The sequence below is a fragment of the Leptospira biflexa serovar Patoc strain 'Patoc 1 (Paris)' genome, assembly GCF_000017685.1.
Classification (GTDB): Bacteria; Spirochaetota; Leptospiria; order Leptospirales; family Leptospiraceae; genus Leptospira_A; species Leptospira_A biflexa.
The window spans coordinates 2,622,501-2,637,390 of sequence record NC_010602.1 but is presented as its reverse complement, the minus strand read 5'-3'; the positions used below and the strand labels follow the sequence as shown (position 1 = coordinate 2,637,390).

The following is a 14,890-nucleotide window of genomic DNA, read 5'->3' as shown; positions in this document are numbered from 1 at the left end:
ATATGAACTTTAAAGATATCCTGAAACAATCTGATGTCATTTTAGGTGTAGGAACATTGATGATCCTAGGGATGCTCATAGTCCCTTTACCTGGTTTTGTTTTGGACATTCTCATTGTGGTGAGCATTGGGCTTGGACTTCTCATCCTCATGACCGCTTTGTCTGTGACGGAACCCAGTGAATTTTCGATTTTTCCAAGTTTACTCCTGATCACGACCCTCTTTCGTCTGGCACTGAACGTATCCACCACTCGGCAGATTCTTTCCAAAGGCCCTGCGATGAATTCCAGTGTGATCGAAGCCTTTGGAACATTTGTTGTGGGTGGGGAATCGGGACTTGGAAAGTATGTAGTGGGTCTTATTATCTTTATCATCCTCACCATTGTACAGGTGTTAGTCATCACAAAAGGTGCGACAAGGATCTCGGAAGTGGCTGCAAGGTTTACACTCGATGGATTGCCACAAAAACAAATGTCCATTGATATGGAACTGAATAGTGGGGCGATCACGGAAGCAGAAGCCAAGGTGAAACGTAAAAAAGTCCAACGCGAAGTAGATTTTTATGGGGCCATGGATGGAGCATCCAAATTTGTGCAAGGGGATGTTAGGGCTGGTCTTATCATCACGGCCATCAATTTACTCGGTGGGATTCTCATTGGTTCTACGATTCGCGGGGAATCGTTTTTAGCATCAATTGAAACCTACGGAAAGTTTACGATTGGAGATGGTCTTGTTTCCCAAATTCCAGGACTCCTCTCTACAACTGCTACAGGTATCATTGTCACTCGTTCTAGTTCTGAAAAAAAACTCACTGTCGAGATCAAAGACCAACTCTTTGGGAATGCCAAAACATTGTATGTGGTGGCGGGTGCACTTGGGTTAGCAAGTTTCATTCCGGGGCTCCCTTTTTTCTCCCTTCTCTTTTTGGCAGGTGCCATTGGATACTTAGGGTATTCCATCGAACAAGTGGCCAAAGAAGAGATCAAAAAAATCGAAACCGTTTCCCAAGAAAAGACCCAAGAAAAAAAGCCAGAAAATTATATCAAAGAAATTTCAGTGGAAGCAATCCAGGTGGAACTTGGTCGCGATTTACTACCGTTAGTGGACGCCTCTTCTGGTGGGCACTTACTCGAACAAATTGCGAATACGCGGAAAAAATTTGCGATTGATTTTGGCCTTGTGATCCCTGCGATACGGATCATTGACAATTTAGAAATCCCTCATGACAATTATAGCATTCGGATCAATGGGGTGGTAGTGGGGCAATCTGCAGTGCGAGCTGACAGGCTTATGGCCATGAACAATACTACGCGTAATTTGGAAGCTATTATTGGGGAACCTTTCACCGAACCAGCGTTTGGTTTAAAGGCGACTTGGATTGACCCGAATGATAAAATCGAAGTGGAAAACAAAGGGTATTCGGTTGTAGATCCATCGACAGTCATCATCACTCATCTCAAAGAACTCATTTCCAATTATGCATCGCAACTTCTCGGAAGAGAAGAAGTGAAAGCTCTCCTCGAACATCTCCGCCAAACCCACCCAACCCTTGTCGGGGAATTGGATTATGACAAACAAGGAAGGCTCGGGATCATCCAACAAACATTACAGAATCTTTTGGCAGAAGGTTTGTCCATTAAGAACCTTCCGAAAATCATGGATGCAATTGCGAACCATCTCCCTCGTACGAACAATCCATTTGATTTAGCGGAACATGTTAGACAAGCCTTATCACGACAAATCATCAATGATTTCCTCTCTCCCGATGGAAAACTCCATGTGGTAACCATTGATCCGAGGATCATTGATCGTATGAACAAAAGTATCACACTTGATGAAACTGATGGAAGTAAACTCATCATCCTTCCTCATGATGTTCGAGTGAGAATATTAGAATCGGTTTACAATGAACTACAAAAGGCATTGGATGAAAACAGATTCCTGATCTTTGTAGTCTCTAGGTACTTAAGACAAGCCTTTGCATTCTTTTTGACAAAGGAACTACCCCCAAGGAACTTTGCAGTAATTGCTTCTGAAGAAATCCATCGAGGGGTTCCGACAGAAATTGCCTCGGTATTAAGCCTTCCATCGCGAGAGGAACACCCACAAGAAGCTTAAGGAGATCCCTTTGACAGACCCAGTCCCATCGCACCGCATTTCTGTTGCTCCGATGATGGACTGGACCGACAGGCATTTTCGTTATTTTATCCGACTTATCTCCAAACATGCGTTACTGTATACGGAGATGGTGACAACAGGTGCCATCCTTCGTGGCAAAGACAACCACAGATACTTAGATTTTTCCAAGGAAGAACACCCCATTGCTCTCCAGTTAGGTGGTGACTCACCCAAAGCTCTAGCTGAATGTGCCAAAATTGGGGAAGACTATGGGTATGATGAAATCAATCTGAATGTTGGTTGCCCTTCGGACCGGGTACAGAGTGGCAGTTTTGGGGCTTGTCTCATGAAAGAACCAGATCTTGTGGCGGAGATGGTAGCTTTTTGTAAGTCGAAGGTCAAAATTCCTGTGACCGTCAAACATCGAATTGGTGTGAATGGAAAAGAAAGTTACGAAGACCTTCACCAATTTGTATCCAAAATCCAAAAAGCGGGTGTGGACCATTGTATCGTCCATGCAAGGATTGCGATTTTAGAGGGACTTTCTCCCAAAGAAAATCGAACCATTCCACCTCTCCGTTATGAAGATGTCTATCGTTTGAAATCAGATTTTCCCAATCTGCCGATCACCATCAATGGAGGGATCAAAACGCACGCAGAAATTAAAACTCACCTAACAAAAGCAGATGGAGTGATGGTCGGGCGTGCGGCATACGACAATCCATTTTTATTTGCTGATGTGGATTCCCTCTACTTTGGTTCCAAGGAGGGAACAATCACGAGAGAATCCATTTTACAAAAAATGATTCCATACGTACAATCTGTACGAATGAGTGGCGGAAAAGTCAGCCACATACTTCGGCATATTTTGGGATTGTACCACGGCGAAAAAGGAGCAAGGGAATTTCGAAGGTATTTCACTAATGGAATGCACCTAACATCAGCCACTGAGTCCATTTTAGAATCCTATTTACAGCGTTAAGGATCCGAAGGGCTTGGTCTTTTGGATTCGTCGCAAAGACGAAGACAAAAGACGGAAGCGTGAGCGGACCCCGAAGGAGCCTGGCCCATGTCTCGGAAAAATATTGTTACACAATCAAATTGGGAACGCCCTAATCAAATAGGAGAAGTTAAATGAACTTGAGTTTGTTTCCTCCTACCAAAGAACATTTTGATCAATCAAAATAGTATAGAATAACGTGGATTAGACGGTACTTACGTGAGATTTGTTCTCTATTTTTTGGTTTTGCCCTAAAAATGGCAGGAAAATGCATCCAAAATCTCTTAAAATCAAATGGGTTGACAGGGCGGTTTCTCTACACAGCCTGGTTAAATTGAGAGGGAATACCATGACCAAGCCACTCACCGTACAAAGTGATAAAACAATGCTTCTTGAGGTGGATAACCCAGAATTTGAAGCGTGTCGGGACCTCGTTGCCAAGTTTGCCGAGCTTGAAAAAAGCCCGGAATATATGCATACCTACCGTATTTCTCCACTTTCTTTGTGGAATGCTGCATCGATCAAAATGACGGCAGAAGAGATCATTGAAGGCCTGACTAAATTTGCCCGTTATTCTGTTCCTAAAAACGTGATGAACGAAATCCGAGAACAAATCTCTCGGTATGGAAAAGTAAAGCTCGTCAAAGAAGAATCCGGCGAATTGTACATCATCTCCAATGAAAAAGGTTTCATCACAGAAATTGCGAACAACCGTGCCGTCCAACCCTTTGTGGATGGAATGGAAGGTGATAAAATCCGAATCAAAAAAGAATATCGTGGTCACATCAAACAAGCGTTAATCAAGATTGGTTTTCCTGTGGAAGACCTTGCTGGTTACGATGAAGGAAACAAATACCCATTTAACTTACGTCCTACGACAAAAGGTGGGATTAAGTTTGGGATGCGTGATTACCAAAGAGCATCTGTGGAAGCCTTTCACGCAGGTGGACGTAACGAAGGGGGATCTGGTGTTGTGGTACTTCCTTGTGGTGCGGGGAAAACCATCGTGGGTATGGGAGTGATGCAAATTGTTGGGGCAGAAACACTCATTCTTGTGACGAACACTTTATCTATCCGTCAGTGGCGAAATGAAATCCTAGACAAAACGGACATTCCAGAATCAGACATCGGTGAATATTCAGGTGAGATGAAAGAAATCAAACCGATCACCATTGCAACTTATAATATCTTAACTCATAGAAAGAAAAAAGGTGGGGACTTTACCCATTTTCATATCTTCAGTGCCAATAACTGGGGACTTATCGTTTATGATGAGGTTCACTTATTACCAGCACCAGTCTTTCGTATGACTTCTGAACTACAAGCCAAACGTAGGTTAGGTCTCACGGCAACACTTGTGCGTGAAGATGGATTGGAAGAAGATGTATTTTCTCTCATCGGTCCGAAAAAATACGATGTACCATGGAAAGAACTGGAAGCCAAATCTTGGATTGCCGAAGCCAATTGTGTAGAAATCCGTGTTCCTATGGAAGATGACCTTCGTATGAAGTATTCTGTTGCTGATGACCGCGAAAAGTTTCGTTTGGCTTCCGAAAATCCAGAGAAACTCCGTGCGATCAGCTATATTTTGAAAAAACACTCCACTAACAATATTTTGGTGATTGGGCAGTACATCAATCAGCTAGAAGAAATTTCCAATACCTTCAAAATCCCTTTGATTACTGGAAAAACCCCACTCCCTGAAAGACAAGAACTCTACCAAGCGTTCCGAACAGGCCAGATCAAACAACTTGTGGTTTCAAAGGTAGCAAACTTTTCCATCGACTTACCAGATGCCAACATTGCCATCCAGGTATCGGGAACATTTGGTTCCAGACAAGAGGAAGCACAACGATTGGGGCGTATCCTACGTCCAAAAGCACAGGACAATACTGCGATTTTTTACTCACTGATTTCGCGTGATACAAATGAAGAGAGATTCGGACAAAACCGACAACTCTTCCTCACCGAACAAGGGTATGAATACGAAATTTATACTTTGGACCAGTTCAAAGAAACGGTTCCAGAAGAATCACTCACGAAATAGAGGACAAAATGAAACTTGTAGCAAAACGACTCGATGTCGTAGAACCTTCTCCCACTCTCGCGATCACGGCGAAAGCCAATCAGTTAAAAGCGAGTGGCCTTGATGTGGTTGGATTTGGAGCAGGGGAACCTGACTTTGATACACCAAATCATATCAAAGAAGCTGCTAAAAAAGCGATGGACCAAGGGAAAACAAAATACACTCCCGTGAGTGGAACTGTTTCCCTAAAAGATGCCATCATTAAAAAGTTTGAAACTGAAAATGGTTTAAAATACGAAAAAAACCAAATCATTGTCGGAACAGGTGGGAAACAGGTTCTCTACAATTTTTTTATGGCGACTCTCAATCCTGGTGATGAAGTGATCATCCCAGCGCCGTATTGGGTAAGTTATGCGGACATCGTTCGATTGGCAGAAGGGACACCCGTGATTGTAGCTACTGATATTTCCAGTGGATTTAAAATCACAGCGGAACAATTGGAAAAAGCCATCACACCCAAAACCAAAGTGTTTATTTTTAACTCTCCTTCCAATCCAACAGGAGCCGCTTACACTCGTTCCGATGTGGAAGCACTTGTAAAGGTTTTGGAACCAAAAGACATCATCACTGTCTCCGATGATATCTACGAAAAAATCATCTATGATGGATTGGAATTTGTGAATCCTGCGATGATCTCAGCTAAGATGAAGGAAAAAACCTTTGTCATCAATGGAGTGTCCAAAGCCTATTCCATGACAGGATGGAGGATTGGATACGGGGCAGGCAATGCCGAGATTGTGAAAAACATGGATACCATGCAAGGCCAATCCACAAGTAACGCTTCTTCCATTTCCCAAGCGGCGGCTGAAGCGGCTCTAACTGGAGACCAAACACCAGTAGCGGAAATGCTAAAGGCTTTTGACAAACGTAGAAAACTCATCGTGGGGTTACTCCGTGAGATCCCTGGGGTGGAATGCCGGATGCCAGAAGGTGCTTTTTATGCATTTCCATATATGACAGGTGTGTATGAAATGCCTGGATTCAAAAAACTTCTCGCTGAAACAAAAGAAACTTCTTATTCCAAACTTTTTTGTGATGTCCTCCTCGAGAAATACAATGTGGCAGCAGTGCCAGGAATTGCCTTCGGAGATGACAAAGCCATTCGTTTGTCGTATGCGTTAGGTGAAAAAGACATTGAAAAAGGTGTCTCTCGCATCAAACAAATGGTAGAGGATTTACAAAAATAAAATGAAACCTGTCCCTTTACTGAAATATCTTGGTAGAGGGGCAAAGTTCACGGAAAAATTGTGGCGATCATATAGATATGATTGGAATTCGCAGAAGAGAGGATTCAACTTCTGGAATATGCGCAGGATTTTTTTTGTGGATATGGGTCATAGATTTATGAATCAATTTATGGAGAAACAAGTTTTACTGTATCTACTGTTCGTTGTTTTTTTCTCAATCTCGACACTAGATTCTGCACCGACTCTCCAAGAAAAACAAAAACAAACAAAACCATCGGAATTAATCAAACGTGATTCACATTCAGAGATTGTGATTCCTGTTGTAGGTCTCAACTTGCACCTGTTTGCTGACGAGAAAAGTGATGTGTTACGAAAATTAAAATTTGGAGAGCCTGTTCAATACGATAAAAATTCATTAGAGAGTCCAAAAGAAGATTGGATCCCTGTGAAATTGAACGATGGACTTTCCGGATTTATCAAACGTTCCGTTGTTCGTTCTGTTCCTCCGAAACAATACTTATCCACATTACTCTTTGAAGCCGAACGAATGATTTTATCGAAACAGGTTGATTTTTTAGCAAAACAAGAGATAACTGATTCAATTTTCACCATTTCTTCCACTGGAAAATTCACAGGGGATGAGTTTATCTTCATTCGTGCCAAAGCAGGATTTTTCTTAAAAAAAACCGTGGATTTAATGAATGAAAAAGGGATCAAACCTGACAATGATCCTGCCACCTTAGAATTTCTAAAACACCACCAAACAAAATTATTATACGATTATACATCCGGGAAATACTATGTGGACTCAAATTATTTTTGGAAGTTATTGGAATCGTACCCTAAAACAAAACATTCGGATTATGCAGGTTATCTTGCTACGGAGAGTCTTCCCTTAGTTGATTGCGGAGTGGATTTACGTTGCCGATTGGAAGAGTTACGAAAAGGAAAATTGCGATATTTGTATCTATTCCCCACAGGAAACTATGTTTCGCTTTATACCAAAGATTTGGTAAAAGAACTTGGATCTATGACAAAGGATCCAGATTCAATTCCATGTTTCCAACCAGTGAGTGAAGGAATTAAATCTGAAATCAACCAAATGATTCGGTATGCGTCTGAGATCGGTCCAAGAGAAAAAAAACAAATCCTGCCTCATTTGCAAATCCTTAAGAAAGAATGTATTCGGTAATCGAAAACTGAAAATAATTTAGCAGGAAGTTTCTGTGAAATTAAGTTACAAACTCTACCCATTTCTAAATCAAGATTCAAATAAAAAATCAATTGGAGATATTATCATTTTACATGGGTTATTTGGTTCTTCGAAAAACTGGGTGACTGTTGGAAAGTTTTTATCCGAATTTGGGAATGTGTATACTTTGGACCAAAGGAACCATGGAGATTCACCACATAGCGCAGAACATTCCATCCAAGTGATGGCAGGTGATCTAGAAGAATTCATTCTGACACATCAAATCCAAAAACCCGTTTTACTTGGCCACTCAATGGGTGGATTAGTCGCCATGTACTTTGATTTGACCCACCCTGGTTTACTTCAAGAACTCATCATCCAAGATATCGCGCCAAGGTCTTATCCTTTCGCTTATGACAATGAAATCGCTTCTATGTCATTCCCTCTCGTTGGGTTTTCCTCACGTACCGAAATCGACCAGGAAATGGCAAAATTCGTCTCGGATAGTTTTATCCGCCAATTTTTGCAAATGAGTTTGGAACGTAAGGAAGATGGATCTTACCATTGGAAATTGAATGTTGATGGTCTAAACCATGCAAGGAGAGTGTTTGAAGATGTATTTACTTTTGATCAAACGTCCGAAACTCCAACCTTGTTTTTATTAGGTGGAGAATCAGATTACATTCGAGAGTCAGATTTCAGCCTGATGGATCGGTTTTTTGATAAGAATCAAAAGGTCAGAATCAAAGGAGGTGGGCATTACATTCATTTTACCCACCAAAAAGAATATTTGGATCAACTTGGGAAGTGGTTACAAAGTGAATTCACTTAACTTCCTTCGCAATGACCAACCAATACTATTTAGATTACTCTTCTAGTAGCGAACGTAACATCCAAGCGGTTTTTTCATGTACATCCAATCTTTGTGTTAAAAGATCCAAGGTCGCTTGGTCATTTCCCTTTTCGGCTGGTGCATAGGCGGCGCGTGCGGTACGGATCACAGCTTCGTTCCCTTCGACTAAATGTTGGATCATTTCTTTGGCTTTGGGTACTTCTTTGTCTTCTGTGATACTGGAATACTTGGCAAACTCCCAACCGCCCATCGGTGCATAATACCCAAGGGAACGAATTCGTTCTGCAATCGGGTCTATGGCATTCCAAAGTTCTGTGTATTGGGTCATAAAGAGTAGGTGTAATGTTTGGAACATTGGTCCCGTTACATTCCAATGGTAACTATGTGTTTTTTGGTACAAAGTGTACGTATCTGCTAATAGTTTTTTTAATGACTCGGAAATGGCACTTCTTTCTTCTTCTGGAATTCCAATGTTAATTTTCATTCTAGACTCCTTATTGATAATTTATATTGATCTAATGAAATTTTCAAACTATATGATTTGAGTGACTTATTTTTTTAATTCACTCACAATCCGATCGACTAAACTTTCTGCCACAAAGTCATATTGACTTGTCGCAATCAAAATATCTTCGCGACTCCAAATCAAACCAAGGCCAAGGCTATATTGAAGGAGGCGTGCCATTGTCCAATCGGCACCAGGTTTTTTCCTCGCATTGACAATGACATGGCCAGATTCGATGTGTACAATCTTGAGAGAAACCGTATCAACTAAATTGGGGATTAATTTGCCCTTTTCATCGAATTTCTTTAGAGCAGATCCTCGGCCAAAAACCAAAGCATCCACTCCCAATACTTTCCCTAGTCTAACTGCTGTTTGTGTGTCAATGATCCCTGTTTTCGAAAAACTTTGTTCATTGACAACTTTGGAAAGTTGTTCCCTTTCGATGACCTTAAATGGTAGTGATTTTGCAATTTGTAGAGAGACCGCGTCGGTGAATTCATCTCCCCATTTGGCCTCTTCTATATCGAAAACAAGTACTGCTACTTTCGTGATTCCTAAGTTGGATTTTCCAGATTCTGGGTATTGGATGGCAGCATCCATTGTTCGACAGTTGCCGGAAATTACGGCTAATATGAGAGAGAAAAACGCTAAATAATGTTTCATAGATTTCCTTAAAGAGGAAAGTAATGTTGGAAAGAGAGCAATTCTTTTTCGGGCTAATTTAGGAGATTTTGAAAAATTCGCTTTCCACTTTCCTCTGTTCCTAGATTTTCCTACTAGGTCCTCATTCATGAAAAAACCTCTCAGTTTATTCCTTCTTATCATCACCTTGATCCTGCTAGTTGCTTCCATTTATTTTTCTGCATTTATTTTGACTCCGACTCTTCTTAGTCAAGTAGACGAAGGCAAAGACAAAAATCATATATCGTTCCAGGATTATAGTTTACCTGAGCCTGAAACAATTCGTTTCCAAAATGGAACCTTACGACTCAGGGGTTGGTATTTTAAACATTCTAAAAAACAAAATTGTGGTATGATTCTACTCCACGGATTTTCAGAATCAAAAATGCAAATGTTATCTTACGCACCTAGTTTTTGGAAACGTGGTTGCAGTCTTTTTATGTATGATGCCCGTGCTCATGGGGAGAGTGATGGAAAATATTCTACTTTTGGATACCATGAAAAAATGGATTTGGAAAGAGCAGTGGAATACTTCTCTGAAATTGACAATACACCAGAAGATCGGATCGGAATCTTTGGAGTGAACTTAGGTGCCGCCACAGCGTTACAATTTGCGGATGGCCAATTCGATTACGGATTTATCATTGCCGATACTTCTTTCAAAGACATGCGTTCTTATGTCGAACAATCTTATTCGATTGCCTATTCTCGGATGATTCGATTCATAACGCCTCTCAGTTTATCAATTGCTGAATTACGGGGGGACTTACTTGTGAATGACGTATCACCACTCAATACAGCAAAATTCATCACGAAACCAGTTTTGTTACTGCATGACAAAAATGAGAAAACAATAGATCCAAGTGGATCCGAACTTATTTTTCAAAATCTAAAAACAAAATTCAAAAAGATTTTCTATTATGAAGACTCTTTTGTTTTAAAAGACGAAAAAAAAATCTTAACTGAGGAATATGATGGCCACATAGAGATTTTTTTAAAGGAATACCGCCTCGCTAGCAAGTGACATTCCATTTGAATTCATAAAGATAATTATTTCAATTTCTATCGAAAAAGCATTCGAATCTGCGTAAATAAAATGGATTCGGATCTTTTATCAATTTAAACATTGTTCGAGATTTCCTTGTTTTCATTCACCTTCATTTATCTAATTTTGATGAGTTTCGGTAGGTCTTCCCAAGTTCCGTCATCACGAGTGAAATACGTCAGATACACTGGCAAAGAACCAATTCCGATACCTGCCGAAATCGAATAACTGTAGTTTAACTTTCCATTTGCCGATTGGATTTGTTCAGGATTGGAAATGGAGGTGCTATACAAACTTGGAAGTGATGGAATTGGACTCACACTGGATAACCCATCAGTGCTACGAAAGATTTCGATTGTGGGAGTTACAAATGATGGAACTGTTGAAAGGAGAAAATAATCGGCGTTCCCGGAACTTTTCACAGATCTCAATATGGAGCTCGTATTACCATTGTTAAGAAATGATGTGAAACCTGAAATTGGAGTGCTACTCCTTGTTAAAGTTGGTGAAGATAATAAGTAGTTTTCAGAATTGAAAGTATAACCAATAGGAGTAGCACCAAATGTAGCTACAAATTTACCTCTTACAAAAATCGGGTATGAATCAAAGCTTTGTGGTGTCGCGTCAAACGTGACGGCTCGATTTTCTAGTCCATTCCCATTAATGCTTCGAACTTCTATGGATTGAGACGGAATGGGAAAACTAGAATTGGGACATTGCAGATATTCAGTTCCACCAATGGTTACAAGCTGAAAACCAACAGAATTTCTCGTAGAATCCGCAAGGCTACAACTAAACCCTGATACCATATTTTGGTTCACTGAAAAATCAGAATGGAGGAGGATGGGTGTGACTTCCACTGCAGTATAAAGCGTGGGAGTTATCAGATACCGACCATTCCCAAAGTAAAATACAGGATACATCCAAGGAAAGTTGGTATCTCTAAATAAAAAGAGATTAGAGTCTAATGAAAGACTGGTCACAGAACTTGCGGCCGGTGGAAAAAAAGCAGAAATCCGTAATGCTAAATTACGATTACTTTGGTAATTTGCTATTGTAGGGTAGTCTCTTTTCTCTTCTGAGAGGAAAAATACATACTCATAACCATTAAATACCGGTTTGGAAATTTCTAATATAGTTTCATAGGTTACTTTTCTTTCTAATGTGACGCCATCAATCTTTGTCACTAAGTCGTAATTTTCTCCATCGGCACTGGAGGCAATGTATCCATCGGATACAAAATCATTAATACCGAAATAAGTCCTTGGGACCTGTAAGTATATAAACTGCCTTCCATTCGCAGAACCAAGGGGTACAAAGGATTCATAAGATGCCAATCGATTTCTGTAATTTGCAAGATCTTCCAAAATAAACTGAGCATCCCCATTTCGACTTAAGATGGAAAACGATTGTTTGGTGATACCATTGTAAATTCGAAATGAAACAGATCCGACAAAATTATTGGAAGAATCTTTGAGTATAATATTGGCAATTCCCCTTTCACTGAAGAATATAAAGGCTCTACCTGATGCATCTAATGTTGCTGTATATGATTGGACATTGCCAGATTCTCCGTAAGGAGAAATTTGTATGCCATTCTCATCCGCTTCATTATAAACAGAATATTCAATGATACCATTCACATATGGTGTTCCGTTGGAATCTGCAAATTTCATAAATAAAACGGTTTGGCTTTGTGTATTATATGCATCCGCTAAAGCCAAAAATCGAAGTAAAGACTGTAAGGATCCCAAATCTTCCGTAGGGTCAAGGTTAGATGGTTTGAAGATTCGGCATTGGAATGACAAAATGGAAAGTAAAATCAATAAAACAATACGGTTCATACAAACTCCTTAAAATAGAAATGAATAACGAACTTCAGCATAAATGGAATTCATCTGAGGTCGATAGGAAGTCACAGTCGTTGGTCTGTCCCAACTGGATTCGAAATCCCAACCTTCTTTGAATTGTTTTCCACCGGATTGGACAACAGGTCTTTCTGGATAACGATCCTTACCGATTATGTAGGCATGAACAACATTGGTGATATAAATAATTCCTACAGTTCCGAGACCTGCTAAAAACTTCACATTCGATTCTTTAGCATTATTTTTACTTTTGACGATGAGATCTTCTGCTATGGAAGTTTCAATGAAACCTCCAACGAACTCAATCGGCAAACTTATGTTCTGTGCGTTGAATCTGGTACTTGGTCCTGCAATTTGGTTCAACAAAACCATCGAATCGTAATGTGCTTTTGCATTTTTCTCTTCTGTGCGAAGCGGGCCCAAAGTATAAAAGAGTGAGCCAAAAAATAAAACACCAAAGGTTCCTGCGGAAGTCGTTTGTCCACCGCAGTATTGCCCCCAGCCAGGTAAAACAGCTGATCGCCAAATTAATGCTAAACGACCTCCACATTTGGTTGAGGCAGGTGATGGTCCGAGTTGTCGAGTCGCTAACCATTCAGCCTCTGCTTTTGCTTCTTTTTCTGCTTGGGTCTCTATTGATTTCTCTTCTTCTAATCTTTTTTTCTCAGCAAGTTTTGTTTCTTCTTCAAGACGTTTTTGTTCTTTGGCTTCTGCGATTAGTCTTTCTTTTTCAAGTTTGGCTTTTTCTTTCTCTTCTTTCTCTTTTAGTTTTTTTTCTTCTGCGATTCTAATCTTTTCTGCTTCTTGGTCACTGACATCTTTATAAATTACTTTTAGGATTTGTGATTTGGTTATGGTCTGGTTCCCTTCGTTTGTTTGAACAGTAAGACCTTTTTCGTTTTGGTTTGTTACTTTTCCTTTAATCGTTTTCCCGTTTTTTAAAATGACTGTGTTGATTGCAAATAAAGGGAATGTACAGATGGAAATAATGGCAATCAAAAGGAATTTTTTCATATAATAAAGTCCTAATCGGAATTCTGAAATTCTTACATTCATTCAAGAAATTGCAAGTGAATTTTCAGGTTATTTCAACGTCAGCGTGCATTCAGTCTATTTGCATACGCCTCGAATGTGTTTGAATCATTTTTGGTTTTCTTAGCATTGGAGCTGTATCGGAACTTTTCAAAGGGTGGTGTGAAAAATAGAATCACTGACTCGGAAGGGGATTTTGGAGTAATGGAAAGGTATAGATCCCCGCCCGTATCGAACTGGGTGGGGTAATCCACCCGCCACCCAATGACTTCCATATACCACAGAACCAGAAAACTTCCCACCACAAACGAACCTTCACAAAAAAATAATCCGAACAAGTTCACCTTTTTGACGTCAGGTGGTAGAGGGGGATACAAATCAGGATTTCCGACTACATTAGAAACACATCAATTCCAAACCCAAGGCATTTCAACCTCCCGCTCTGAGACTTTCTTACGTATGTAAAAATGGATCTTCGACCGAAAGAGAGTCGTCTTGTTACAAAATAAACAAAAAAACAAATCAAAGTTAGATGCCATTATGTTACAATGGACTCAGGTTCAATCATAGTGTTGTGTCGCGTTATTTTTCTTCGCAAAAAGGACACGAATACCATTTATCATTTGTTTGGTGGTGTGCCGCCTGCCAATTAACGCCGATTAGTCCATCTTTTTGCAATCATTACATACATAACGCCCATCACCGAATTATGTCTCATTGCGTTATAAATCCATTCCATGACACCAGAAATCCAAACCCAAAACTCGCAAAAAAAATTCCATCCTGCTCTGTGAACTGCGAACTTTTTTATAAAACTGAGTTGACTGCTTAGGTTTTGAAATTACTTTGGTTTTTACCGCATGATTCTTTAGCGAATCATGGAACCGGTAGTATGCAGGCGACTGTGTGCGGAGGAAGGGGAAGAACTTCCTTTGCGAAAGCAAAACGAATAACCGACATTTTAATTTTCCACGAGAATACTCCTGGGTGATTAGTCTGTAGGGAAACATTCGTTCTTTGACAACATATATACGACATTGTAAAGAAAACAAACAATGCGCCGAGGACCATACAGACGCCGAGTCATGTATGGTTCATCAAAAAAGACGAACAAAAAAACTTTAGGAAATGTTATTCTTTAACAAGAGTAATATGGTCAAGTAATTAAGGGCGTACGGTGGATGCCAAGGCACTAGAAGGCGATGAAGGACGTGGTTTGCTGCGATAAGCAACGGGGAGTTGTAAACAAGCTTTGATCCGTTGATTTCCGAATGGGGGAACCCTACTAGGCAAAACCTAGTAACACAGCAATGTGGGCAAGACC

The 14,890-nt window shown here is 40.3% G+C and carries 11 protein-coding genes and 1 rRNA gene (1 of these 12 running past the window's edge); 8 read left to right on the top strand and 4 right to left on the bottom strand.

Features of this window, described 5'->3' with window-relative positions:
• Positions 1-2 precede the first annotated feature (2 nt).
• The 6 genes from LEPBI_RS12530 (at position 3) to LEPBI_RS12505 (ending at position 8,414) form a co-directional block, all read left to right on the top strand.
• On the top strand, positions 3-2,117 hold the full coding sequence (locus tag LEPBI_RS12530; RefSeq protein ID WP_012389488.1) for a flagellar biosynthesis protein FlhA: 2,115 nt from the start codon (positions 3-5) through the stop codon (positions 2,115-2,117).
• 10 nt (positions 2,118-2,127) lie between these two features.
• A complete protein-coding gene (dusA, locus tag LEPBI_RS12525; protein ID WP_012389487.1) occupies positions 2,128-3,099 on the top strand; it encodes a tRNA dihydrouridine(20/20a) synthase DusA in 972 nt (323 codons plus the stop codon).
• A gap of 367 nt (positions 3,100-3,466) precedes the next feature.
• Positions 3,467-5,164 (top strand): DNA repair helicase XPB, encoded by a 1,698-nt coding sequence (locus LEPBI_RS12520; RefSeq protein WP_012389486.1) that lies wholly within the window; start codon positions 3,467-3,469, stop codon positions 5,162-5,164.
• A gap of 8 nt (positions 5,165-5,172) precedes the next feature.
• Complete coding sequence (locus LEPBI_RS12515; protein ID WP_012389485.1) at positions 5,173-6,390, top strand: pyridoxal phosphate-dependent aminotransferase; 1,218 nt, start codon at positions 5,173-5,175, stop codon at positions 6,388-6,390.
• A gap of 157 nt (positions 6,391-6,547) precedes the next feature.
• Complete coding sequence (locus LEPBI_RS12510; protein WP_226992780.1) at positions 6,548-7,582, top strand: SH3 domain-containing protein; 1,035 nt, start codon at positions 6,548-6,550, stop codon at positions 7,580-7,582.
• A 34-nt stretch (positions 7,583-7,616) separates the two neighbouring features.
• A complete protein-coding gene (locus LEPBI_RS12505; RefSeq protein ID WP_012389483.1) occupies positions 7,617-8,414 on the top strand; it encodes an alpha/beta fold hydrolase in 798 nt (265 codons plus the stop codon).
• 34 nt (positions 8,415-8,448) lie between these two features.
• Here the strand turns inward: LEPBI_RS12505 and LEPBI_RS12500 are convergent, their stop codons facing one another.
• Together LEPBI_RS12500 and LEPBI_RS12495 are read right to left on the bottom strand one after the other, a co-directional pair.
• Complete coding sequence (locus tag LEPBI_RS12500; protein ID WP_012389482.1) at positions 8,449-8,919, bottom strand: Dps family protein; 471 nt, start codon at positions 8,917-8,919, stop codon at positions 8,449-8,451.
• Positions 8,920-8,985: 66 nt separating this feature from the next.
• The gene (locus LEPBI_RS12495) at positions 8,986-9,603 is read right to left on the bottom strand and encodes a CsgG/HfaB family protein (protein WP_226992778.1); all 618 of its coding nucleotides are present in this window, start codon (positions 9,601-9,603) and stop codon (positions 8,986-8,988) included.
• Between the two features lie 127 nt (positions 9,604-9,730).
• Here LEPBI_RS12495 and LEPBI_RS12490 point away from each other — a divergent pair, with 127 nt between their 5' ends.
• Positions 9,731-10,645 carry an alpha/beta hydrolase gene (locus LEPBI_RS12490; protein ID WP_012389480.1) on the top strand — a complete coding sequence of 305 codons (915 nt, stop codon included), beginning with the start codon at positions 9,731-9,733 and terminating at the stop codon, positions 10,643-10,645.
• A gap of 137 nt (positions 10,646-10,782) precedes the next feature.
• Here the strand turns inward: LEPBI_RS12490 and LEPBI_RS12485 are convergent, their stop codons facing one another.
• Positions 10,783-12,510, bottom strand: a complete 1,728-nt coding sequence (locus LEPBI_RS12485; protein WP_012389479.1) for a hypothetical protein — start codon at positions 12,508-12,510, stop codon at positions 10,783-10,785.
• Between the two features lie 9 nt (positions 12,511-12,519).
• Complete coding sequence (locus LEPBI_RS12480) at positions 12,520-13,548, bottom strand: LA_0442/LA_0875 N-terminal domain-containing protein (protein WP_012389478.1); 1,029 nt, start codon at positions 13,546-13,548, stop codon at positions 12,520-12,522.
• Positions 13,549-14,720: 1,172 nt separating this feature from the next.
• On the opposite strand from LEPBI_RS12480, the gene LEPBI_RS12470 reads away from it, so the two are divergent.
• Positions 14,721-14,890: ribosomal RNA gene (locus LEPBI_RS12470) — 23S ribosomal RNA — on the top strand (it continues 2,755 nt past the right edge of the window).